The sequence below is a fragment of the Serratia sp. Ag1 genome (genome assembly GCF_000743355.1).
In the GTDB taxonomy this organism is placed as follows: domain Bacteria; phylum Pseudomonadota; class Gammaproteobacteria; order Enterobacterales; family Enterobacteriaceae; genus Chania.
Genome location: NZ_JQEI01000053.1, coordinates 1 through 19,036, shown reverse-complemented (window position 1 = coordinate 19,036; position 19,036 = coordinate 1). Strand labels below are relative to the sequence as shown.

Genomic DNA, 19,036 nt, shown 5'->3' with positions numbered 1-19,036 from the left:
TGATTTTGTGATCCACTACATAGTGACCACGATGTCGTTCGGTGAAGTGGTGATATTGGTGAATTTGACCTGCATTTCGGCGCGCACATACTCCACATTGAGCTTGTAGATGGCGCTCCAGGCATCGCCATAGGCATCCAGCGCCAGGCGTAGCATGCGTCTGATCACCCGCTGTTCGGTTGGGGTAAATTCCCGCCCTTCCACTTTGGTGGGGAAGCGGCCATCGCCACCAAACAGGTTATCGACGGCGATAAACACCAGGCTGGGGGCAAACACGAACAGTGCCGTGCCGCGCAGCGGATTCAGGTGCACCAGATTCAGGTTGGTCGGCACCGGCAGGTTGCGGGCAAACTCATGGTAAGGCTGGATCTTGATTGGGCCGACGGTGATGTCCGGGCTACGGCGCAACAGGTTGAATAACCCCATACGGAACTGCCGGGCAAAACGCTCATTGATAATCTCTAACGCCTGTAACCGCTCACGCACCACGCGGCGCTGGGTATTCGGATCGTAAAGTTTGATCTCACTTTCACTGCCATTCGCTACAGCGGGTTGATCCCCGTCGGTTTCACCGTTGAGCAGGGCATCGATCTCGGCTTGTGAAAGCAGGCTGTCACCCATGGGGATTACCGCAGTATGAAAGCGGTGAAGAGAACGTCGCTGATCGCCTGTTTAGGCAGGCCTTTGACCAATGGCGTACTCAGGGTGTCTTTGATCTGCACGACCAGCTGCTGCTTCCCCTGTTCAGTGGCCAGTTGCTCTGGCGTTTGCCGCGCCAGCAACATCAGCAAACGGCTGCGAACCTCCGGCAGAAAGTCGTTTAACTGGCGGCGTGTGGCTTCGTCGGGCAAGCGCAGCGTCAGGCCGATATACAGCACGCGCTCGGGGTTGTTATCCGGCGTGAGCAGGTTGACGGTAAAGGTGTCGAGCGGCATAAATACCGGTGCCGGTGGTGGCGTTTTCTGCGCTGCGGCGGTGGATTTACCGCCTTTGGGCTGCTGCGTCAACCACCAACCGTAGCCTGCGGCGGCGCAGAGGCCGAGAGCCAACAGCACCAGCAGTATGACCCGGATCGGACGTTTTTTTGCTGCTGTTGGCAGGGTGTTTTCAGACATGATGTGATGACACTCCTGTAATCTGCCCCGAGTTTTCACCTCGCAATCGTTTGGGATTCACTGGGCGATGTGTGCAAAAAATTCACGTATGGCCTACAACCGGATTATGCGGTTTATCCTGAAAGGCAATAGCCAGAATAGGTGAGGAAAAGCGTGCCAGATTGGGCGTTTAAGCGAAAATATCCACGCCATCGATCGCGCGGGCCATCGCCAGTAAATCCGTTGGCGTCTCAACGCGTAACAGGCTGGCCTCAGTGCTGCTGCGCTGTGGGTGGGCCGTGTTCTGCCTGCCACGGTATGGCGTTTGCGAAGGGGGATGCTGCGGTTGGGGGAGCGATTCGCCACCAACGCTGCTTTGGCCTAGCTGAATGCCGCTTTCGGCAAAGGCCTGGCGCAGCTGCGGCAGAGCGGCTTCCACTGCCGACCGTACTTGGCCATGTGGTGAAACAATGTGCAGCTGTGCCTGCTGGTCGTCGAGCGTCAGTGTGATCTGCAGGGCACCCAATTCTTGCGGATGCAGGCGCAACTCGGCATTTTGCTGGCCGTTGCGCTGGAATATCAGCACCTGTTGGCCCAGCGCCTGTTGCCATTCTGGGCTGCCAAGCGACGCATGTAACTGAGGTGTGGGTGGTGCATGGGTTGTCGTGGGGGCTGCGAACAGGTTTGGGGCCGCTGCCGGAGAGTTATAGGTTATTGTCGGCGTGGGCTGAGTCAGTTCAGCGCTGAATTTGGCTGGGGGAGTCGCCCGCTCCTCCGGGTTATCCGATGGCAATGGGGGTTGGTCAGGCTTTATCACCAGCGGGTTTTTATCGGCAACGGTGGCAGTGGCCTGGGGTTGAACCGGATTGGGTGCAAGTTCTCTGGGGTGATCGCTCAATATGTTTGGCAACTGCGTGGCTTCAGGCGGGTTTTGCTCAACAATCGCCGCTGACGCGATGGGCCTTGGTTGTGATAATGCTGGCAGCATAGCGAATAGCGCTTGCAGCACCGGAATGGGAGCTAATGGAGCTTCATCCGTTTTTTGCTGCTCTGCCTCAAAGTGGGTATGGGTGTTAGCTAACCCATTTTGAGGCTCGGCCTGGGTCAGTTCGCCATTTTGTGTTTCCTCGGGGGCAAAACGTTCACCGAGCCGTTGAGCAAAGGCTGCAAACAGCGTGGCATCTTCCTGCGGCAGGGTAGTTTCACCTATTGCGGGTTTGTCACCAACGGCTGGCAGGCCAGCCAGAGGATCGAAATTCATAGCGTCTGGTTCCTCCGTGTGCTGCGTTGGGCGAATTCGTCGTTCAGCTTTTGCTCCCGTTGATTTTCTAGCCGCTGTTCGGCACTCAAGGCGCGGGTATGCAGGATATCGAAGGCATTCAGCCGCTGCTGTTTGTCCTGCCAATGTTGAGTAGCCTGAGTCACTTTTTCGCTCCAACGGAGCAGATGGTGGCGATGCTGAACGATCGCCTGTTCCAGCGTACCGATAAATTGCTGGTAGTTCTGCCAGCGTGCAGAGCCCATACCGTCACATAAGGTGGCATGCAGTTTGTGCCGATACTCATCCTGATAGTTGAGCAGCAGACTCAGCTGCTGCTCGGCAGCCTGTTGCGCCTGACGGGCCTGGCCGAGTTGCTGTGCGGCCTGTTCCACCGCGTCCTGTGCCAGATCGCGCAGAATGATCAGAGGTGATGGTGTTTTCGTCATGTTCATGCCCCTTCGGTCAAGCGATCAGTTGCTGCAATTGCTGGCAGGCTTCTTCATATCCGCTGCGTTCAAAGATGCCCTGTTGCAGATAGGTTTCCATCTGCGGATACAGCGCGATGGCGCGATCCAGCAGGGGATCGCTGCCAGCGGCATAGGCACCTACGCTGATCAGATCGCGGTTACGCTGGTAGCTGGCCAACATCTGCTTGAATTGCCGCACCCGGCGGTAATGCTCTTCAGCGATCAGCGCCGTCATTGCCCGGCTGATCGACGCTTCGATATCTATCGCCGGGTAGTGCCCAGCCTCTGCCAAGCGCCGTGATAACACGATGTGGCCATCAAGAATGGCGCGTGCCGAGTCGGCGATCGGATCCTGCTGATCGTCGCCTTCCGTCAGCACCGTATAGAAAGCGGTAATCGAGCCGCCACCGCTGATACCATTGCCAGCGCGTTCCACCAGCGCAGGCAACTTGGCAAACACCGAAGGGGGGTAGCCTTTGGTCGCCGGAGGTTCTCCGATCGCCAGTGCGATCTCGCGTTGCGCCATAGCGTAACGGGTGAGGGAGTCCATAATCAGCAACACATGCTGACCACGATCGCGGAAGTCTTCGGCGATACGGGTGGCATAGGCGGCCCCCTGCAGGCGCAGCAAGGGTGAGACATCGGCTGGGGCGGCGATCACCACTGAACGGGCCCGGCCATCGGCCCCCAGAATGTTTTCGATAAAGTCTTTCACTTCACGGCCACGTTCACCGATCAGCCCAACGACAATCACCTCGGCCTGGGTGTAGCGCGCCATCATGCCGAGCAACACGCTTTTACCCACGCCTGAACCGGCGAACAGCCCCATGCGCTGACCGCGTCCGACGGTCAGCAAACCGTTAATGGTGCGCACGCCAACATCAAGGACCTGTTCGATTGGTGTGCGTTGCAGCGGGTTGAACGGTGCGGTACTGAGCGCTGCACGATGGCCGGTTTCTGGGGCTGGCAGGCCGTCGAGCGGCTTGGCGCTGCCGTCCAGCACCCGGCCTAACAGGGCCGGCCCCAGCGGCAGTTGCTTGCTGGCGCTGGGCCCCTCTGTGGAGATCCGAGCATAGACGCGAGCTCCGGGGACGATGCCATTCACCTCTTCCAGCGGCATCAGGAACAGCCGCTGACCGTTGAAGCCGACCACTTCGCTTTCCACTTCCTGTATCACACCGGCATCATGGCGTTCGATCAGGCAGATCGCTCCGAGCGGCAGTTGCAAGCCAGTGGCTTCCAGCACCAGGCCGGTTGCACGAACCAATCGGCCATAGCGCCGAACGGCTGGCGCACGGGCTATGCGCTTTTCCAGCGCGTCCAGCGCGTTCAACCAATGGCCGAGGCGCACGGTCATGAGACTTCTCCCGGTGCCGCCAGACGGCAAAGTTCATGCCAGCGCGTTGCCAGGCTGGCATCCAGATCCCCTTCGTCGGCGCTGACTTTGCAACCACCAGGGTGCAATTGACCGTCGGCCAGCAAGCGCCAGCCGTGCAGGCTGAGCGTAACGCCAAGCTGCTGTTCTACCCGTGGATAATCATTCGGATGCACGCGTAACTGTGGCTTGCCGCTGAACATCGGCTCTTGCTGGATCAATTGCTGGATCTGGCTGAGCAGGGCGGTGCCGTCGCAGAGCGGGGGCTGGCCGAGCACCTGTTTGGCGGCAGTTAAGGCCAGTTGCATCAGGCGCGCGGCAATCACGCCGTCCAATGCGTCCAGCGTGTGCTGAAACTCGGTGACTAACCGTTGCCACTGTTCGGTTATAGGCTGTTGCTGTAGTTGGCCTTCATGTATGCCTTGCTGACGCCCTTCCTCCAGCCCGGTTTGAAACCCGGCGGCATAACCTTGCTGCTGGCCTGCGGTATAGCCTTGTTGCTGACCTTGCTGTTGCGCCTGTTGGCGCAAGATGTCTAGCCGTTGCTGCTCGTCGGTTGCGCTATCCAGCGCAGCGTGTTCTGCCGCTGATGGTAATGCCGTTTCTGCCAACGGCCTGGGGGCCGCCAGATCTTTGGGGGCCCAGCGTTGCCAGGGCAGGGTATTGATGCGATCAGACATAGGTATCCTCGCCGCCACCAACGATCATTTCGCCGGTTTCCGCCAGGCGACGCACCACCAGCAGGATGGCCTTCTGCTCGTTCTCCACCTGCGACAGGCGCACCGGGCCACGGTTAGCCAAGTCGTCGCGCAGGATGTCGGCGGCGCGTTGCGACATATTCTTGAGGAATTTTTCGCGTAATGGCTGCTCCGCGCCTTTCAGCGCGATCAGCAGCGATTCCCCTTCGACTTCCTGCAACAGGCGCTGGATGCTGCGATCGTCAACTTCAACCAGATTTTCGAACAGGAACATCTCGTCGATAATCTTTTGAGCCAGTTCACCGTCGTATTCGCGCATCGCCCCTATCACCGCCTCTTCCTGCTGGGCCTTCATCAGGTTGATGATCTCGGCGGCGGTGCGCACACCACCCATTTTGCTGCGTTTGAGGTTTTGCCCATCCAACAGGTTGTTAAGCACTTCGGTCAGTTCCGCCAGCGCAGCTGGTTGCACCCCGCCGAAGGTGGCAATCCGCAGCATCACGTCATTACGCAGGCGTTCGTCGAACTGCGCCAGAATATCAGCCGCCTGAGCACGTTTCAGATGTACCAGAATGGTGGCAATGATTTGTGGGTGTTCGTCGCGGATCAGATCGGCGGCACTCTGCGGCTCCATAAAGTTGAGCGTTTCCATGCCGGAGGTGGTTTCCCGTGTTTCGAGGATGTCTTCCAGCAGGCTGGCAGCGCGTTCTTCCCCCAGGGCTTTAATCAGCACGGAACGCAGGTAGTCGTTGGCATTGACGCTGAGGGCGGCAAACTGTTCGGCATCATCTTCAAATTCGCTGAGAACCTCATTCAGTTGCTTATGCGATACCTGGCGCATGCTGGCCATCGTGCCGCTCAACTGTTGTACCTCGCGTGAAGAGAGGTGTTTGAACACTTCGGCGGCACGGTCTTCACCTAACGTCATCAGCATGATGGCGCTTTTTTCAGTACCGGAAAGGCTCATAGTTCGTTACTCATCCATTGGCGGATCACCAGAGCGACCACGCGCGGATCTTTATCGGCCAGATCGCGGATTCGTTGGCCTTGAACTTCGGCACTGACGCGCTGCTGGGATTTTTTACGCAGCGCGAGCTCCTCCTGGCTGGGTTTGCTGGTATCGGCTGAATGGTGAGCGGCAACCTGAGCGGCGGCAGTGGCCGTTTGACGGCTTCGTAACTGTGGGCGTACCAGTTTGCGCCACAACAGCCACGCCACCAGCAGCACCAGCAGATAACGGCCCGCTTTGAATACTTGCTCGATAAAGGCCTGTGACTGCCAGAACGGCAGCTCGTTGTGAACGGGTTCGACATCGTTGAACGGCGCATTCACCACATTCAGCGTATCCCCACGGCTGATGGAATAGCCCATTGCTTCACGCACCAGCGACTCGATCTGTGCTAACTGTTCCTTGCTCATCAGCACCGGTTTCCCTTCTTGATTGGTACCTTGCGTATTGATCACCACGGCGACCGACAGCCGTTCTACCGCCCCGGCTTTCTGCTGACTATGGCGGATGGTGCGATCCAGCTCATAGTTAGTGGTTTCATCGCGGCGAGTATTTTGCGGCTGATTGTCGCTGGTGCTGGATGTGTTGGCATTGGTTGGCTTACTCGCTGGCGTTTTCGTGGGTTTAGGCTTTTCAATCGGCGCGCTGACGGGGGGGCTGGGCTGATTGGAAAGAGCGCCCGGCACACCGCCAATCAGTTGCCCACCAAGCTGTTCGCTTTGGCTGAGCTGTTTGGAGCGTATTGCGGATTTATCGGGGGCCTGATTTGGCTGATACTGTTCGTCGGTTTGTTCGCGGGTAGTGAAGTCAATCAGTGCGGTGACCTGAGCACGCACGTTGGCACTGCCAACCAGCGGAGCGATGATGGCCTCGATCCGGCGCTGGTAGCGGTTTTCCACCTCACTGGCATATTTCAGTTGTGCCGTATTCAGATCGCGCCCGTTGCCGTCGGGCTGGGTTAACAGGCGGCCTGCCTGATCGACGACGGTGACATTGGCAGCAGGCAAACCGGTAATGCTGCTGGAAACCATATGCACGATGGCATTGATCTGGCCATCATCCAGTGTGCGCCCTGGTTGCAGAGACAGGGTGACCGAGGCTGAAGGGGCTTTCTGTTCACGGACGAACAGCGAAGGCTTTGGCAATGCCAGATGCACGCGAGCCTTGTGTACCGGCCCCAGTGATTCGATGGTACGTGAGAGTTCCCCCTCCAACGCCCGCTGGTAGTTGATTTGTTCGCTGAATTGGCTGATACCAAACTGTTCCTGATCGAGCAGTTCGAACCCGGCGGCCCCCCCTTTGGGCAACCCTTGCTGTGCCAGGCGTAACCGGGTTTCATGTACCTGTTCTGCCGGGATCAACAGGGCTGAACCGTTCTCGCTCAAGCGGTAAGGAATATTCATTTGCGCCAGTTGTGTGACAATGGCACCGCCATCGCGATCGCTAAGATTGTTATACAACACGCGATAATCTGGACTTTTCAGCCACAGCAGTAGTGCGACCACGATAGCGACGGCGGCAGATGCCGCAATCAACAGTGGCATTTTGGGGCTCGTCAGCAGGCGATGCCACAGGGCCTGAAAACCATGGGCGTGAGTTACGCTGGCAGAGGCGTTCATATTGGCCTCTTGCCTGGTTGTGGCTGGGCCTGATGGTCGACATTGTTTAGTGACAAGGCAGACTCCCGAGTACGCATCGCTTAGCGGGGTGATTAAGGTTTTCCCGCGCTTTGGCTCGCCATTATTGGTTACCAGAGCCAATACCGATGGCTCGATAAGCTGGGTTTTTTGCGCTTATTTAGCCGTTTTAGCTGAAAATAACCGTGCTAGGGTGTACAGCATCGGGAAAACACGCGGCGCAATTGGCGTCTTGGGGCCATCATGACAATTCATACCGTTGCAGGAATTGCAGAGGGAATACAGCGGCTGCAGGCTACAGCGTTCAAGGCCAGCAATGAGGTTGAGCAAGCGGTGTCAGGGGCGAGTTTTGCCAGCGAGTTGAAAGCGGCGCTGGGTAAAATCAGCGACACCCAACTGAGCGCACGCCAACAGGCGCAGGATTTTGCTTTGGGTGTGCCAGATGTCAGCCTGAATGATGTGATGGTTGATTTGCAAAAATCGTCGGTTTCACTGCAACTGGGGGTGCAAGTGCGTAATAAACTGGTAGCGGCCTATCAGGACGTTATGAATATGGCTGTGTAGAGTGGTAACTGTATTGATTTATATGTTAATTATCATGTTCCTGTTTTTTTCGGGGGCATTATGGGGGAAAACTCTGATAATTTCTGGTTCAATAACGCTATTTGTTCGCTGTTGTTTTCTGCCATCCAAGAGCCATAAACTTGATAGACCATTTGCGCTGAAGCATGGCCCATTTGCTGAGCTATAAAGTTTGGGTTTGCCCCTGCTGACAGTGACCAGCATGCGTAAGTGTGCCTAGATTGATATGCCTTCCGGTGACGTATCCCTGCGCGGCGCAACGCAGAGTCCCAGCTTTGGCTGATTGTTCCATCGGAGTAATGGGGGCCACTCCGGGAGTTAACGGCTGATAACTGAGGGTTAAACACAAATGTGCATTTGTGAGTGGTTGTCTTGCCATATTCCCGCAGAACGACATTCACGTCATACGTCTTGCCCAGACGTGATAATTCGGCCTGATTGCGTAACACATCAATAGCGGGTTGAATGAGTTGGATGGTGCGATTTCCGGCCTCAGTTTTTGGTGGTGTGAATTCACTCTTGTGCGCTAGGTTCCTGCTGATCGTTAATGTACCAGCAGCCAGATCAATATCCTCCCATGCCAATGCGCAAAGCTCACCGTGCCTCAACCCGGTATACACTGCGATCGCCCACATGTTCCGTGTTTGCCTGATACTGATTGCATCAAGCATTCGGACAAATTCTTCTTTGGAAAGCGGATCCGGAATCGTGCGAGATTTGGTTAAAGGTGACATTCCCGCAGTTGGGTCGGCAGAGACATAACCGTTAGCCAAGGCAAATCCAAAAATAGAAACTATGACGCCCATGTAATCATTTACTGTTGCGACAGATCTGCCCTTGCGTGTTGTTTTGTGGCCTCTACCTGCGTGTTGATATCCAGTCAGCAGCTCTTTCCTTACTGCAAGTATGTCCTCCTGGCGAACCGACGCAGCCAGCCTACTTCCTCCAATAAACGGTATTGTATTTCTGACTTTTGACTCATACCTATCCATCGTACTCTTAGCTATTTCCAGCTCTTTCAATGAAAGCCATTTATCAGCAATCTCTTGAACCGTGATATCCCGTCTGGCAACACCGAACTTTTTCAAATTTGGTGATTCAGGAAAGCGGGCTGCGTAGTTGAAAGTTCCCATTTTTATTTCAAAACATACAGATGCCCGAAGCTCTCCAGCCCGAACCCTATTCTTAGCTGTATCATCAACGCTTAGTGATTCGCGACAACGCTCGCCTTTGTACATAAACCAGATACGGAGTTTGCCGTTGTGCTTCTCTACTCCTGTGGGGTAGTTAGTCATAACATATCCTCATTAAATGATGGGGTTGGTATTTAAGCAGATTTGCAGCGCGGTTGCGCGGCTGGTTGCTTTTCAATCCATTTGTCTACTGCTTCGCGATTGTAGAAACACATGCTGTTATCCATCGGTTGTCCGTCAGCAGCAACATGCTTGTACTCCCGGCCCTCGAGCCAGGAGGTTTCACGCGCAGTTTTGATGGTGTTTTTCTTGAGTCCGGTGACTGCGATCAGCACTTGCTCAGAAACCCACTTATTGGGCATAAGTTGGATCACGCTATCCATTGTTTACCTCTTTATCGATGAGATGCACGAAATAGCTCAGCCACAGCTTGGCGCTGAACCGGCCAGGTGACAGTGCTGTGATTTTTTTTGCGTAGAAGTCGAGAATTGTTGTGATGATGTGGTCGTGTTGCGGCTTTGGCTTTCCTTTAGTTTTCGCAATAATTTCAGCGCGACACTGCCTCGCCACACTCCGAAGTGCGTTTTCTATCTCTGTTTGCATGATGCTTTCTCAGCAAGTTGTCAAACTCCATGCGCAGCTTGATGGTGCGTACTACCTCCTCCGGTTCACTCAGCAGATAGCTAGTCATCGGGCTTGGCTTGCTTTCATTAGGCCGTTTGTATGCGTACCGACCAAATTGTTCATCGACTGCAATCACTTTTATGGCCCTATGGCCGTCGGTGCCTGACTGCGTTTCTGATGTGACAAATTTCGAATAGAGCATACTTGCTCGAAGCGAAGAAACCCGGCCAACATCGATATGTTCACCAGGGAATTTCTCGCTCAGCAGCTTCACATGCTCACTACGCGTATAGTGGCCGCCGTCGGCGATCAGGAATATCAGCAAGTCATAGTTTGTTAATCCAGACATATCAAATTCCCCACGCCAAGATCGCCGCGCTGGCAATCAGCAGGGCGATAACGATACAAACATCAAGTGGTATTCTCATGCCGCCACCCCGCGCCCGGCCAGCCAGTTGATCTGCTCCAGAAACGCCCTACCCTGAGCCTCTAACTGCTCACGGCTGATGTAACTCATAGCTGGGCCACGCCACGTTTTATCGAAGATAGCCACAGCACCGGCAAAGAATGCACCGGTTGGCACCTGCTTTTCGTCTGCCGGCACAAACCACTTCGGCACGTCAAAACCAATCCGGCCACGGATGAATGCGATGTGATCGGCGTCTTCTGGCCACCACGTTTCTGACGTCGCCGCCTTGATCAGGAAAACGTAACGGCCACCACGCTCACGCATTGCCATCGTGTGAGCCATGATGTAAGTCATGCCGGTGATGTACTGGCCTTCGTGCTGCTGTGCGCGGGAATATGGCGGGTTGCCGAATGCCGCGCCGTGCAGGTCTGCCAGCTTTTCCGACCAATCTTGTGTGAGCGCGTTATCTTCTGCGGTGTAGAACGCCGGGCATTTGCTGTTTTCGCCATCGCTGAACAGATCTAGCACCAACGGGCCGAACATCGCATTGATACCCCAGAATAGCGGATCGGGAGTGCGCCACTGATCGCCAATCTCTTTCAACTCATGCGCCTTCCTGACTTTCATGTCATTGAGCTTTTCGCAATAGGCGCTGACTGCCGATGTGGCAGCTATTTCTTCAATCTGCTCAACATCAACAGCCATAGCGGGTACCTCTACTGATTGGGGTTTTGTGGTTGGGATGGAAATGCATGCCTGCTGTATCCGCTTACCCAGCCATAGCATGCAGGTTACGGCCATGCTGTTGCCGATCGCTTTATAACGTGGGCCATCGGCGGCCATTAGGAACCAACCACCCTCGGTTGGTTCCCACATATCAGCGGGCCGTAGGCTGGTTATTTTGCGCTTGGCGTAGAATTTGACAGGGATCCGGGTGTGGTTATCAGGCATCCCTTGGAGGCGTTCGCACTCAATAGGCATTAGCCGACGAACGATGTTACTAACAGCTACTGCGTGAGGTTGGTTTTGCGTATTCAGCGTAAATGCAATATCCCCCTGATATCCATTACCCTGTGGCCCAGCGCTGTCTTTTCTACCTATTTGCTCACTCTGAATGCAGAAGGCGACCCCGGTTGAAACAAGAAATGTCTCAGACTCGAAATCAAGTCGGCCGGTACCTGAATGCGCATTGCGAGCGGTAGCAACATCTATTGATCCAGCAGTGTTATTGCCGCCAAAGGCGATTATATGTCCCGCTTGGGCCTGATTGTCGTCTGCACCACACGTTCCAACGCCGTTTGCAGTAAGGGCGGCAACTGGCGCCCCCGCTTCTCGGCTCAGCGGAGTATCCCGGCGCACGCTGTCGAGCTCAAATAGTACCGCGGCGGGATCGAAGTCTTTTCGAGCACTTGCGACAACGAACACACGACGGCGGCGTTGGGCCACTCCGAAATATTGGGCGTCTTTGACGATCCACGCGATTGTTCTTTTGGGTCCAGACACATAACCAGCACTCGTCCATTTACCCCCTGATGGCTGCAATAGCTCATCTTCTCCGGCAAGTCCTGCAAGCAGGCAGCCGAAAGCGTTGTCGTTACTGTTGAGGACTCCAGGGACGTTTTCCCAGACGATGATCGCGGGGTCTTCTCCGCGCTGGCTGCGCTTTTCGTCAATTGCATCTGCTAATTCCACGTATGAAAGGGTTAACTGGCCTCGGGCGTCACTAAGTCCGTTGCGGAGTCCTGCAATACTAAATGCCTGGCACGGCGTGCCGCCGACAAGCAGATCGGGCGCTTCAACTTCACCAGCCCGGACAGCGGCTGCGATTTTGGTCATATCGCCTAGGTTGGGTACTTCTGGCCAGTGGTGTTTAAGGACGGCGCTGGGGAATTTTTCAATCTCAGAAAACCAAGCAGCGCGCCACCCTAGCGATTGCCAGGCGAGTGTTGCGGCCTCGATGCCGCTGCATACTGATCCGTAGCGCATCACGATTGATGCCTTTTGAGCCTTGCTCATGGCTAGCTCCCATATATGCGTAATAGTGAGCGTGGACGCATTCTTGACGTGGCCACGTAAGACGACTTGTTATTTGCTATTTCAATAGCGATGACGACCCCACCCACATCGATGTGATATGTTTCGGTAACCTTTGAGCGAGCATAATTGCCGTAACGCGACTGATGAGTCTTTAGCGCTGCTTCAGCGGCTTTGCGTTCAAGTGGGGAGGGGGCGCCACGGATGATGTGCCGCATGACGGCCTCCAGGCATTAAAAAGAGGGGTTACTTATTGCCGCAAACTTGGTCTGCAAACCTGTCTATATCGTCAGGCGCTGCCGCCAGCATTGCACGATAGATATTGTGGTGATTAATACAAAACGTTTCATCGCTATTGAACTCAACGTCATCGCACATCATTGCTGCGTCTATCATTTCTTGCGTTGGCTCTACCGGCACCAACTTGTAGCCCTCAGGCAACGTGTAACCGTGGCTTACAGGTTCAACCATTCCGAGCTTATCCTCGGAATGGTTCAGCATTGCGGCGCGGTAGGCGTTATGCGCGCGCATTGCAATTGCTTCGCGTGTTTCGCTGCACATATTGTTGTTGAGAATAAACAGCACGGCATCATCATATGTCATCTTATCCGGCACCGCTGGCACTGGCGTGGCGGTACGGAACATTTCAACGATGCGGGATAGAGAGTTGAAATTCATGAAAGGAACGGCCTGATGTCCCTTACACGTTTCTGCACTAAACTGCATGCGAATACCGCCAGTGACCTCTTTAACCGCATCTGCTAAATCGTCGAACGATACCGGTATTACTGGTGCTGACGACAAGGTTTCTTCAGCCCTAATACGAACAGCCAATTCCTCCATTTTGGCGACTAGATTAATTGCGCGTTTTAAGTGGTCTGATTGAGGTGCTGGCACTTGAGGGGCTGTGTAGTACCCCCGGCCTCGCGGAAAGTCCTTCCCGCATTCAGAATATAAAATCTCACCGCCGCGATGAACCTGATACAGATATAAATCGGGGTGTTTGCTCTGCGCCTCCCTTGCTGCCAGAAGTTCGCGAGCCATTTCCGTTAAAATGTCCGATTGTTTTCCGCCAACATCAAAATCTTTATCTGCATCTGCAATTATTGCGCGTAGTTTCTCGTTTGTTAGTGTTGATTTGGTCATGCTCCAATCCCTCCCCATGCATTGTGAATGCGCCGCGCTGCTTCAACAGGGTTATTATCACGCCAATTCCCGCGCATGTACTCCCTGACCTGCTGGCGGCCTGCTATGATTCCTATTGATATTCCAGGTCTAACGTTCTTGAAAAATGCTCTAGTGAAAAGATACTGATTAACGATTCTTGATGGCTTGCGCTTTGCCATATCACTCCTCCTCGACCTTGAAGCCTGCATGCTCCGGTGCGGCCATCACCATGTCTGTATACACCGCCGATTTACCTGCCACTTGTACCACTGCCAGTAGTTGTTCGCGTGTCGGCTTGATTGGAACGAGGCGGTAACCAGCAGGCAGATTGATAGGCTGCTGTAGTCGCTCAATTTCAACCCGCAGCCTTTCTGCTTCACGCTTCCAAGCTACATAAGATTTAGGGTTACGTTCGATGGTTTCTTTCTCATCACACATATCGTTTATCCCCCACGACATTTTGCTCAACAATGCGCACGCGCGGTTTATACATTTCTAACGCCGTCAGCCAGTCCGCACCAGTCATGCGCTTTTCAGCGTCGCCGTTCGTCCATACAACGGGTAAGCCAATAGCCCGCAGCGCAATCTCGATTTCACCGGCAACCGCACTTTTACCGCAGCCAGTAAAGCCAGATACGGTTACGAGCACTTCGCCCTGCCCTGGCTGCTGTAGTCGCTGCTCAAGTGCGTGATGGGAAATCTGCAATTCTGTTAATTCACCCGCCATTTTCCATTCTGATTTACTGAAGGTATCTCGTTCGGATTTCAATTCATGCGCTTTCTGCTCAAGCTCTGCTATGCGCTGGTCTTTCTCTTCCAGCGCTGCGATTAGCACTCTTACATCAGCGCTAGCGACAACGCTATTACGTGCAGCCAGATTTTTAATCATGTAAATTAGAGTTTCGTTGCTCATGGCTTTGCTTCCTCCTGGGTGTCATAACGCTCGAACCAAAATACAACTGGTGCATTAGTGACTTGAATTTGACCAAATCGCTCGGCTGTGCGGAAATTGACGCTGCTTTTTCTTCCTCTCTCGACTTGCAGTGATACTTGCTTCCTGAACATCTCCAGCGAATAGCTAGTTTTTAGCAGATTGCAGGGGGCGCAAGCCGGGACGAGATTTTCATGATTATCAGCGTGCTGATTGAATACCTTTCCGGTCGCTTTCAGCTTAAAAATGCCTTTCGCTGCGGCTTTCATGTCCTGCTCTGAAACGCGAAGAACAGCAACCACGTGGTCAGCGTGCCAGCCTTTTACCGGAAGTTCACAGCCGCAATAGGCGCATCGCCCGCCGAACATCTGCCGCAACTCAGCACGCTGTTTTTTCGTTAGCTTGCTCACCCTCTCCCCCCCCCTGTGTGTGCTGCCCGCCCAACACTTCACGTTCATAGTTTTCATGCCGAGCTTGGCATTCAACGCTGCAATAAGCCTGGTCGTTTTCATCATCAAAAACGTATTCACCTGGTTCGGCATAAACCATGCGATAGCAGTAGCCGCATTCTTGGCTCCAGCCGTGCTCAGTTAGCAAAACTTTCCAGGGCACGCTTCCAATAGCCGCATAACTATCAAGCTCGGGAACACGACGACAGGAAACTATTTCGTTGAACTCAACACCAAGTTCGCCAGCACCTTCACGGCGCGCCGTAACGTTGTTTTTGGCAAAACGGATGCATCCGAATTCATCAGCCTGGACGCTAAAGGCTTTCAGTTCGCTGTTACTCTTCATGATGGGCCTCGCTAAATTTGCCGTACCACCATCCATCCAACTCAAGCTTGAGGTAAATTTTTACGGTCTTTTTGTCATCTGTGGATACGCACTTAAAGGCAATCGCTGAGCAGCTAAATGACCCGTTGCGTTGAACCTTGAATCCTTTCTCCGCTGCCTTCACGCGCAACCAGCCAGATTTGCTATCGACTTGCAGATCGACGGTTGTCTCAAGCAGGTCCGTTGCTTTGCTGAGAATCCCGCCAGTAGCGCCAGATTGATTTCTTCTTAACGTCAGGCATGGCGGCCCCATGCGCCAATCAACACGCCCGCCGATTACTGACTTGAAGTTTTCCGCGCACGGCTTCAGTTCGCTATTAGTTGCCACGCTTAACCTCCACGTCGGTAGTGATCGCCTGAACCTGGGCACTGCCGATAATGCGAATATTCTGGCCTTCAAAAAGTCTTCTGAGCTTTCCCTCTGCCTCACGTAATGCTTGCCGATAAACTTGGTCGATCTGACAGTCCGGCCCCCAACAGCCGAGGCTGCTCAATTCAACGGTCAGCTTTACCGTTGCGCCGGTTGTCGTTCTAACTACTGGCTTCGCCATCACCGGGCCTCCTCACACTGCGAATTTCAAACGGTTTAACTTCACGTGCTTTCAAGCATCCATCTCTAAGCGCTTCTATCTGCGGCATAACGATGTTTACCTCCAACTGCTCAAGAAGGATCGCATAGGCCTTCCCGGTATTCTTATCGGTAAATACCATGGCAACGTTTTCCGGCTGGATCTGGCTCATTCTGCGTCCTCCCGATCGTCTTCAGATCGCCTAATCACTCGCTTTCCATCAATGATTACTGCCCGTTCTTCAGCATCCAGCGCGTCGAGGTAGTACCAGCCCGGACGCTTGACAGGTTTACCTTTCCTCAGGCCGTCGAGCTGGGCGATCGCGTTTTCAACGACCTCATGCGGAGACTTGCCACGGTTCGATTGATCGGTCATGGATCACCTCATTAGCCCGCCGGAGCGGGCAATGCTGGGAGGGAGGCGGGCGCGTAAATAGGCCTGTTATGTTTATGCCAATCAGCATGGCAACCGACACAAAGCCCTCCTTAAAATGGGATCCCGTCGTCGAAATCAGGGTCCGGTTGCTGCATGGCTTGATTTTGGCGATTGCTGGCGGCCTGTTGTAGTCTGGACTGGTGAGGGTTCTGATTTGCATAAGGGTTTGAGTGTGACTGACCACTGGTATGCGTTGACGTTTTGCCAGCATTCGGATCGCGTTCGTCACGGTCTTTGAGCAGAGCGACGAGTTTATCAACAGCCTCGGCCAGTGCGTTCTCAGCATGTTCTGCGTAGGTTTTTTTCGTGCCAGGCTTGAACACCTGCCGCACTTCCATTTTGTAGCCGTCGCCGCCATCTTGCTTGGTATAAAGCGTCTTCTGTAGCACTAGGCCAACGTTTTTACCTTCAAGCGCCTGGTTGTGCCATTCCGGTCCCTCTGTGCCTTGAACCTGTACCGGTTGAGCGCTATTGATACCAGCGGACCAGAGTAGGGCGGAAATCAACCCCATACCGAATGTCGGTTCGCCATCGCGCCCAAGAAAATTAATGCGCATGTAGTTGGCTCGAGCGCCGTTAGAGTCAAAGCTCAGTTCAAGGCCTTGCGACTGGCTGCCATCTTTACCGAAGGTGTACACAGCGGAAATGATGGTTCCCTCATAAGCACCGTTTTCGGTGATACCCATTCCAGCGCCAGCCTTCTTGGCCAGTTCTGGATCGAAATTAAAAGTCATTGGTTGCATTATCGAATAGCTCCAAGTGAGTCAGTCATAAAGTCGCAGATGGCAACATCCACGGCGTGTAGGTCGTTTTCCATTTCGGTCTGATCTGGAAAGAGGTCGGGCGGGGCTTTGGCGGTGTCGTTGTCATCGCCCTTGATCATGAAAACGTGCTTTCCGTCTTTCTTGATGGCACGCAGCACGATTGAGAAGTAGCCTTCAGGCGTAAGCTTTTCATTCAGCATCTTTCCTGCAGTCTTCATGCGGATCTTACCTTCGCTTTCCTCCGTGTGGGCGAGGAAGTAAACGCGAATGTCGTCGGGCAGTTGCGTTGCCGCTGTGATGATGCGCCAGACGTGATCGGCCATTTCGGTAAATTTGGTGTAGCCGGTCTGATAGGCTCGAGCCATGTTTTCGTGCTGCATGACAACTTGGAAATCATCAATGATCAGCACGCGACGGGTTTTAGAAAGTACCATCCGGTTAATCTTATCGAGCACGTCATCCCATGCATCCGTGCGGAACACATTTCCGCGCTGTGGCTTTCCCTCGCTATCAAGCTGGCCATGCAGCGCCCAGCCTTTGGAACGGAAGGGCAGCATCTTGGGTATGCATTGTATTAGTAGGCAGTCGTCCGGGTTGAAATTACGCAGGCTGTAAGACTTGCCCGCGCCAGAGTCGCCGAGGATCAAAACTGGAGTTCCCATTAGAAAAGCGCCCCCATCGCGTGTTTCATGGTGTATTCCTGGTCTTCGTTCAGGTCCATGTTTGCCAATGCCCAACGGAAATAACCCGGATCCTCCGCTGCGATATCAACGAAGGTTTTTCCTTTGTGTTTGCCGAAAGGCATCGTGTGGAGCAGCGAAGGCCGCGCGGTGATGTCGCGCATCTGGGCAATGCTCCAGCGCGCTATGCTGTTCATGTAAAGCAGGTTGGTTGCCGTGACGTAGCAGTCGTAAAGCGCCCGGTGCGCGTACAAGCCTTCCGGCACGTCAGGTTTTAACCCGAACCGGTACCGTAAATACTGGTTGCCGTGCTTTTCTTCCGGCCACAGCTTGCGCGCCAGCTTCAGTGTGCAGATCCATGGTGCGGTGATTTGCGGTAGCTTTTCACGGTCAAAAGCGGCGTTGTGGGCAACGTATAGATCCGCACCCTGATAGCGGTCTATCACATCGTCGATAAGCGGGGCATCAGCGACCATTTCTTCGGTGATGTGGTGTATTGCCATAGCCTCAAAACTGATAGGCTCAGGGGGCCGTACAAAGTCACTCATGGGATTACAAATTTCGCCGTTTACTATATCGACGCTGGCGATCTCCACAACGCCCCCCTCAAAACTGGTTGTCTCGGTATCAACGACGCGAAAGATAGTGCTCATGGTTGGTTCCAACGGTGCGCGCATCGGCAATAGCATTCATGTCCGCCAGGCGGTGAGCCAGGCGATCGAGGTCATCAGGGCCAAAATGGTTTGCGATGCAGATTGAAAGAATTAGGTGTTCGGCGGCCAGTTGTTGGCGTGTTGGGGTTTCGATAACCTCTAAGCCGTCCATAAAACACCCATTGCAACAAGGCAAAGAGCCAGTAACAGGCCGTTTGCAATCTCGGCCAGCAGACTGCTTTTTTTCTTGAAATCCGCTCCGGTTAAGCGGTACCGGTGGCTCATCTTTATGATGCTGTTCATTTCCAAAATGGTGACCTCCGAACGTTCTGGCGTGTATGACGCGTGACTGGGCGCTTGATCGTTAACTGGTAAGACTCCGCGCAACGGCCCTCACTACAGAACACATGCCGCTCTGAGCCTCGATACATCTGGATAGATACATCTTGCAGATCTCCCGGCGCTCGGAACTTGCCGCAAAAAGCGCACATCTCGGCGTCAAGGTGCTCAGTCGCGGACTGAAGCACGATTGCCTCATCAAAGCGGCGTCTACAACCATCTGACCCTGTGTACTCTACGAAGCGTGTCGGGCGCTGCTGGTTGATGCGCCGCGCGATAAA

The 19,036-nt window shown here is 54.2% G+C and carries 26 protein-coding genes and 2 pseudogenes; 1 reads left to right on the top strand and 27 read right to left on the bottom strand.

Annotated features, from left to right (window positions below):
- Positions 1–21: 21 nt before the first annotated feature.
- The 8 genes and pseudogenes from fliM to fliF all read right to left on the bottom strand — a co-directional run.
- Positions 22–621: pseudogene (gene fliM / locus IV04_RS22935) on the bottom strand (flagellar motor switch protein FliM); the annotation flags it as partial.
- A 5-nt stretch (positions 622–626) separates the two neighbouring features.
- Positions 627–1,115 carry a flagellar basal body-associated protein FliL gene (gene fliL, locus IV04_RS22930; RefSeq protein ID WP_037401404.1) on the bottom strand — a complete coding sequence of 163 codons (489 nt, stop codon included), beginning with the start codon at positions 1,113–1,115 and terminating at the stop codon, positions 627–629.
- A gap of 169 nt (positions 1,116–1,284) precedes the next feature.
- Entirely contained in the window at positions 1,285–2,355 is a 1,071-nt protein-coding gene (locus tag IV04_RS22925) for a flagellar hook-length control protein FliK (protein ID WP_037401406.1), read from the bottom strand.
- Positions 2,352–2,801 carry a flagellar export protein FliJ gene (fliJ, locus tag IV04_RS22920; RefSeq protein WP_037401409.1) on the bottom strand — a complete coding sequence of 150 codons (450 nt, stop codon included), beginning with the start codon at positions 2,799–2,801 and terminating at the stop codon, positions 2,352–2,354. Before fliJ ends, IV04_RS22925 begins: the two co-directional genes overlap by 4 nt.
- Positions 2,802–2,817: 16 nt before the next feature.
- Positions 2,818–4,179 carry a flagellar protein export ATPase FliI gene (gene fliI, locus IV04_RS22915; protein WP_037401411.1) on the bottom strand — a complete coding sequence of 454 codons (1,362 nt, stop codon included), beginning with the start codon at positions 4,177–4,179 and terminating at the stop codon, positions 2,818–2,820.
- Positions 4,176–4,877: a flagellar assembly protein FliH gene (gene fliH / locus IV04_RS22910; RefSeq protein ID WP_037401414.1), complete on the bottom strand. Its 702-nt coding sequence runs from the start codon at positions 4,875–4,877 to the stop codon at positions 4,176–4,178. The genes fliI and fliH overlap by 4 nt, the downstream gene beginning before the upstream one ends.
- Positions 4,870–5,862: a flagellar motor switch protein FliG gene (gene fliG / locus IV04_RS22905; RefSeq protein WP_037401419.1), complete on the bottom strand. Its 993-nt coding sequence runs from the start codon at positions 5,860–5,862 to the stop codon at positions 4,870–4,872. Before fliG ends, fliH begins: the two co-directional genes overlap by 8 nt.
- Positions 5,859–7,523, bottom strand: a complete 1,665-nt coding sequence (gene fliF / locus IV04_RS22900; RefSeq protein ID WP_037401422.1) for a flagellar basal-body MS-ring/collar protein FliF — start codon at positions 7,521–7,523, stop codon at positions 5,859–5,861. The genes fliG and fliF overlap by 4 nt, the downstream gene beginning before the upstream one ends.
- 261 nt (positions 7,524–7,784) lie before the next feature.
- Here fliF and fliE point away from each other — a divergent pair, with 261 nt between their 5' ends.
- Positions 7,785–8,105, top strand: coding sequence for a flagellar hook-basal body complex protein FliE (gene fliE, locus IV04_RS22895; protein ID WP_037401425.1), 321 nt, complete (start codon positions 7,785–7,787; stop codon positions 8,103–8,105).
- Positions 8,106–8,137: 32 nt separating this feature from the next.
- On the opposite strand, the gene IV04_RS22890 is transcribed toward fliE, so the two are convergent.
- The 19 genes and pseudogenes from IV04_RS22890 to IV04_RS26290 all read right to left on the bottom strand — a co-directional run bounded on the left by IV04_RS22890 (position 8,138) and on the right by IV04_RS26290 (position 18,588).
- A complete protein-coding gene (locus tag IV04_RS22890; RefSeq protein WP_037401428.1) occupies positions 8,138–9,418 on the bottom strand; it encodes a site-specific integrase in 1,281 nt (426 codons plus the stop codon).
- Between the two features lie 32 nt (positions 9,419–9,450).
- Positions 9,451–9,699, bottom strand: coding sequence for an excisionase family protein (locus tag IV04_RS22885; RefSeq protein ID WP_037401430.1), 249 nt, complete (start codon positions 9,697–9,699; stop codon positions 9,451–9,453).
- 164 nt (positions 9,700–9,863) lie between these two features.
- Entirely contained in the window at positions 9,864–10,289 is a 426-nt protein-coding gene (locus tag IV04_RS26305) for a hypothetical protein (RefSeq protein ID WP_037401432.1), read from the bottom strand.
- 75 nt (positions 10,290–10,364) lie between these two features.
- The gene (locus IV04_RS26940) at positions 10,365–12,365 is read right to left on the bottom strand and encodes a phage N-6-adenine-methyltransferase (RefSeq protein WP_072010958.1); all 2,001 of its coding nucleotides are present in this window, start codon (positions 12,363–12,365) and stop codon (positions 10,365–10,367) included.
- 2 nt (positions 12,366–12,367) lie between these two features.
- Positions 12,368–12,601: a DUF4060 family protein gene (locus IV04_RS22865; protein WP_037401434.1), complete on the bottom strand. Its 234-nt coding sequence runs from the start codon at positions 12,599–12,601 to the stop codon at positions 12,368–12,370.
- A gap of 28 nt (positions 12,602–12,629) precedes the next feature.
- Positions 12,630–13,529 carry a hypothetical protein gene (locus tag IV04_RS24830; RefSeq protein ID WP_051916948.1) on the bottom strand — a complete coding sequence of 300 codons (900 nt, stop codon included), beginning with the start codon at positions 13,527–13,529 and terminating at the stop codon, positions 12,630–12,632.
- The gene (locus IV04_RS22855) at positions 13,526–13,729 is read right to left on the bottom strand and encodes a hypothetical protein (RefSeq protein WP_037401443.1); all 204 of its coding nucleotides are present in this window, start codon (positions 13,727–13,729) and stop codon (positions 13,526–13,528) included. Before IV04_RS22855 ends, IV04_RS24830 begins: the two co-directional genes overlap by 4 nt.
- A 1-nt stretch (position 13,730) precedes the next feature.
- Positions 13,731–13,988 carry a hypothetical protein gene (locus IV04_RS22850; protein ID WP_037401444.1) on the bottom strand — a complete coding sequence of 86 codons (258 nt, stop codon included), beginning with the start codon at positions 13,986–13,988 and terminating at the stop codon, positions 13,731–13,733.
- A pseudogene (locus IV04_RS27155) lies at positions 13,981–14,214 on the bottom strand (ead/Ea22-like family protein); the annotation flags it as partial. The gene IV04_RS22850 and the pseudogene IV04_RS27155, both read right to left, overlap by 8 nt.
- A gap of 245 nt (positions 14,215–14,459) precedes the next feature.
- Complete coding sequence (locus tag IV04_RS22840) at positions 14,460–14,849, bottom strand: HNH endonuclease (protein WP_231566293.1); 390 nt, start codon at positions 14,847–14,849, stop codon at positions 14,460–14,462.
- Positions 14,850–14,859: 10 nt separating this feature from the next.
- The gene (locus tag IV04_RS26295) at positions 14,860–15,276 is read right to left on the bottom strand and encodes a hypothetical protein (protein WP_152562946.1); all 417 of its coding nucleotides are present in this window, start codon (positions 15,274–15,276) and stop codon (positions 14,860–14,862) included.
- Positions 15,266–15,643 (bottom strand): hypothetical protein, encoded by a 378-nt coding sequence (locus IV04_RS22830; RefSeq protein ID WP_037401448.1) that lies wholly within the window; start codon positions 15,641–15,643, stop codon positions 15,266–15,268. Before IV04_RS22830 ends, IV04_RS26295 begins: the two co-directional genes overlap by 11 nt.
- Positions 15,633–15,866, bottom strand: a complete 234-nt coding sequence (locus IV04_RS22825) for a hypothetical protein (RefSeq protein WP_037401451.1) — start codon at positions 15,864–15,866, stop codon at positions 15,633–15,635. The genes IV04_RS22830 and IV04_RS22825 overlap by 11 nt, the downstream gene beginning before the upstream one ends.
- On the bottom strand, positions 15,847–16,056 hold the full coding sequence (locus tag IV04_RS22820; protein ID WP_037401452.1) for a hypothetical protein: 210 nt from the start codon (positions 16,054–16,056) through the stop codon (positions 15,847–15,849). Before IV04_RS22820 ends, IV04_RS22825 begins: the two co-directional genes overlap by 20 nt.
- Positions 16,053–16,259, bottom strand: a complete 207-nt coding sequence (locus IV04_RS22815) for a hypothetical protein (protein WP_037401454.1) — start codon at positions 16,257–16,259, stop codon at positions 16,053–16,055. The genes IV04_RS22820 and IV04_RS22815 overlap by 4 nt, the downstream gene beginning before the upstream one ends.
- 110 nt (positions 16,260–16,369) lie before the next feature.
- Positions 16,370–17,065 (bottom strand): hypothetical protein, encoded by a 696-nt coding sequence (locus IV04_RS22810; RefSeq protein WP_037401456.1) that lies wholly within the window; start codon positions 17,063–17,065, stop codon positions 16,370–16,372.
- Positions 17,062–17,745: an AAA family ATPase gene (locus tag IV04_RS22805; protein ID WP_037401462.1), complete on the bottom strand. Its 684-nt coding sequence runs from the start codon at positions 17,743–17,745 to the stop codon at positions 17,062–17,064. The genes IV04_RS22810 and IV04_RS22805 overlap by 4 nt, the downstream gene beginning before the upstream one ends.
- Entirely contained in the window at positions 17,745–18,416 is a 672-nt protein-coding gene (gene exoX, locus IV04_RS22800; protein WP_081893279.1) for an exodeoxyribonuclease X, read from the bottom strand. Before exoX ends, IV04_RS22805 begins: the two co-directional genes overlap by 1 nt.
- The gene (locus IV04_RS26290) at positions 18,391–18,588 is read right to left on the bottom strand and encodes a hypothetical protein (RefSeq protein ID WP_152562945.1); all 198 of its coding nucleotides are present in this window, start codon (positions 18,586–18,588) and stop codon (positions 18,391–18,393) included. Before IV04_RS26290 ends, exoX begins: the two co-directional genes overlap by 26 nt.
- Positions 18,589–19,036 lie beyond the last annotated feature (448 nt).